General features: G+C 66.5%; 3 protein-coding genes. All 3 read left to right on the forward strand.

What is annotated here, in order from left to right; genetic code table 11:
* Positions 1-1,209: hydantoinase/carbamoylase family amidase (locus RMO40_RS13305; RefSeq protein ID WP_309721901.1), on the forward strand; the 1,209-nt coding region annotated here is incomplete at its 5' end.
* Complete coding sequence (locus RMO40_RS13310) at positions 1,206-2,429, forward strand: ArgE/DapE family deacylase (protein WP_309721903.1); 1,224 nt, start codon at positions 1,206-1,208, stop codon at positions 2,427-2,429. The genes RMO40_RS13305 and RMO40_RS13310, both read left to right, overlap by 4 nt.
* Before the next feature lie 109 nt (positions 2,430-2,538).
* Positions 2,539-2,765 (forward strand): ATP-binding cassette domain-containing protein (locus RMO40_RS13315; protein ID WP_309721906.1); only part of this gene is annotated, 227 nt, incomplete at its 3' end.

A 2,765-nucleotide genomic window follows, 5' to 3' on the forward strand; every position in this document is an offset into this window, starting at 1 on the left:
GACTGCGCCGAGCTGTTGGCGCAGCACAGTGACGTCGAAGGCGCGCTCACCGTCACCTACCTCACCCCGGCGCACCAGGCCTGCCAGGTGCAGCTCGTGCGCTGGATGCACGACTGCGGCTTCGACGAGGTGGAGGTCGACGCCGTCGGAAACGTGGTCGGCCTCTATCAGGGCAGCGACCCGCAGGCCCCACGCCTGCTCACCGGGAGCCACTTCGACACCGTGCGCAACGGCGGCAAATACGACGGGCGCCTGGGCATCTTCGTGCCGATGGTCTGTGTGCGAGAGCTGCACCGCTCGGGCAAGCGCCTGCCCTTCGGCCTGGAGGTGATCGGCTTCGCTGAAGAAGAAGGCCAGCGCTACAAGGCCACCTTCCTCGGTTCGGGCGCAGTGATCGGCCGCTTCGATTTCAGCTGGCTGAACCAGCAAGACGCCGACGGCATCACCATGCGCGAAGCCATGTTCGCGGCCGGCCGCGACCCGGGGCGGATCGCAGCACTGAAGCGCGACCCCTCGCAATACATGGGCTTCGTCGAGGTGCACATCGAACAAGGCCCGGTGTTGAACGAGATCGACTTGCCGCTGGGCGTGGTCACCTCCATCAACGGCAGCGTGCGCTACCTGGGCGAGATGGTCGGCGTGTCTTGCCACGCCGGCACCACGCCGATGGACCGGCGGCGCGACGCCGCGGCCGGCGTGGCCGAGTTGTTGCTCTATGTGGAAAAGCGCGCCGCGCAGGTGCCGCACCTGGTGGGCACGGTGGGCATGCTCCACGTGCCCGCCGGCTCGATCAACGTGGTGCCGGGGCGCTGCCAGTTCAGCCTTGACATCCGCGCCACCACCAACGAGGTGCGTGATGCGATGGCGCACGACGTGCTCTCCGAGCTGAAGCGCATCAGCGACCGGCGTGGCCTGCACTGCACGCTGGAAGAAACCTTGCGCGCGAGCGCCGCGCCCAGCGCGCCCGAGTGGCAGGCCCGCTGGGAACGCGCGGTGGAGTCGGTCGGCCTGCCGGTCTACCGCATGCCCAGCGGCGCCGGCCACGATGCGATGAAGCTCGACGAAGTGATGCCGCAAGCCATGCTCTTCGTGCGCGGCGGCAACTCGGGCATCAGCCACAACCCGCTGGAGACCACGACCAACGACGATGCGCAGTTGTGTGTGGAGGCGTTCATGCACATGCTGGCGCAACTGTCGGAAGCGCCATGACGCGACACACCGACATCGACGCCTGGATCGATGCCCACTTCAACGAAGAAGTGGCCTTCCTGCAAGCCCTGGTGCAGGTGCCCACCGACACGCCGCCCGGCAACAACGCGCCGCATGCCGAGCGCACGGCCGAGCTGCTTGCAGCTTTCGGCCTGCAAGCAGAGAAGCACGTTGTGCCTGAAGACGAAGTGCGCGCCTGCGGCCTGCAGTCGCTCACCAACCTGATCGTTCGCCGCCGCTACGGCGAAGGCAAGACGATCGCCCTCAACGCGCACGGTGACGTGGTGCCCCCCGGTGATGGCTGGGTGCATGGCCCGTACAGCGGCGAGGTCGAAGACGGCAAGCTCTATGGCCGTGCCTCGGCCGTGAGCAAGAGTGATTTTGCGACCTACACCTTCGCCGTGCGAGCACTCGAATCGCTGGGTGCGCCTCTCAAGGGCGGTGTGGAGTTGCACTTCACCTACGACGAAGAATTCGGCGGCGAGCTCGGCCCCGGCTGGTTGCTCAACAAAGGTCTGACGAAACCCGACTACCTGATCGCCGCCGGCTTCAGCTACCAGGTGGTCACGGCGCACAACGGCTGCCTGCAAATGGAGGTGACGGTGCACGGCAAGATGGCCCACGCCGCCATACCCACCACCGGGGTCGACGCGCTGCAAGGCGCGGTGCACATACTCAACGCGCTGTACCACCAGAACACGCTGTACCAGCAGGTCACGTCGAAGGTCCAGGGCATCACCCACCCTTACCTCAACGTCGGCCGCATCGAAGGTGGCACCAACACCAACGTGGTGCCGGGCAAGGTGGTGCTGCGGCTCGATCGCCGCATGATCCCCGAAGAAGACCCGGTGGCGGTGGAAGTAAACATTCGCCAGGTGATTGCCGACGCGGCCGCGCTGCGACCCGGCATCACGGTCGACATCAAGCGACTGCTGCTGGCCCGCGCGCTGCAACCGCTGCCGGGCAACAAGCCGCTGGTCGATGCCTTGCAGAAGCACGGCCAAGCGGTGTTCGGCGAGCCGATCCCGACCTCGGGCACGCCGCTCTACACCGACGTGCGGCTGTACTGCGAACAAGGCATCCCGGCGGTGATCTACGGCGCCGGCCCGCGCACGGTGCTTGAATCGAATGCCAAGCGGGCGGATGAACACATCGTGCTGGATGATCTGCGGCGCGCGACCAAGGTGGTGGCGCGTTCCTTGTATGACCTGCTGACCTGAGGCGAACCCACACATGACCCGCCCTTCCCCTCCGTTCGGGCTGAGCCTGTCGAAGCCAGCGCCGTGCACAGGGGCCCTTCGACAGGCTCAGGGCGAACGGATGTAAACCATGCTCCGCCTCGAACTCATCCAACTCAGCAAGACCTACCCCGCCGTCAAGGCCAACGACCGGGTGAGCCTGCGCGTGAAGCCAGGCGAAATCCACGCCGTGCTGGGCGAAAACGGCGCGGGCAAGTCCACGCTGATGAAGATGATCTACGGCGCAGTGCGGCCCGATGAAGGCGAGATTCGCTGGAACGGCGAGCCGGTGCAGGTGCGCAACCCGGCCGAGGCGCG

It is taken from the genome of Rhizobacter sp. (assembly GCF_031412075.1).
GTDB lineage: Bacteria > Pseudomonadota > Gammaproteobacteria > Burkholderiales > Burkholderiaceae_C > Rhizobacter.